This is a genomic window from Haloferax sp. Atlit-10N (genome assembly GCF_003586325.1).
GTDB lineage: Archaea > Halobacteriota > Halobacteria > Halobacteriales > Haloferacaceae > Haloferax > Haloferax prahovense.
The window spans coordinates 1-511 of record NZ_PSYX01000117.1; the positions used below are offsets into that span (position 1 = coordinate 1).

General features: G+C 60.1%; 1 protein-coding gene and 1 pseudogene. Both read right to left on the minus strand.

What is annotated here, in order from left to right:
- Window positions 1-269 (minus strand): annotated as a pseudogene (locus C5B91_RS22880) (hypothetical protein); the annotation flags it as partial.
- Window positions 270-511, minus strand: a 242-nt coding sequence (locus C5B91_RS22885; RefSeq protein WP_119713043.1) for a hypothetical protein, incomplete at its 5' end; no start/stop codon positions are given.

The following is a 511-nucleotide window of genomic DNA, read 5'->3' on the forward strand; positions in this document are numbered from 1 at the left end:
GAGACCGCCGCGTTTTCACCGTCATCGAGCGGAAACTCGGCATCGAGGTCGACCGACTGTGTTGTGAACGACTTCGCTTGGTCGAGGACGGCGGACGCAGCGTGCCCATGGACGTCATCGTAGGAGGCAATCTCGCGGAGTTCATCGATGACCGCCGTTGGGACGACGACCTCGTACCGAGAAAGACAAAGTGCGAGTGGATCAGGGTCGTCGCCAGTAACGATTCCGAGACTGACGAGGGCGGAGGCATCTACGATAAGCCGCGCCATCTATACGTCGGCGACCTCGTCGATAAAGTCCTCGTCCAACTGCTGTTTCAACACGCGGAGGTTGGCCGCCTCTTCGGCGCCGACGAGTGCTTTGAGTTGCTCGAAGGTAATCTCATCGTCGTAATAGGCGTCGGCAATTTCCTGGACGAGCGTGTCGTCGTGAGCGGCGTCTTGGAGGTACTCCCGAAGCGCGGTCACGAGGACGTCTGTTCGGTCTTCGCCGAGGACTGCGGCCAGTGCGT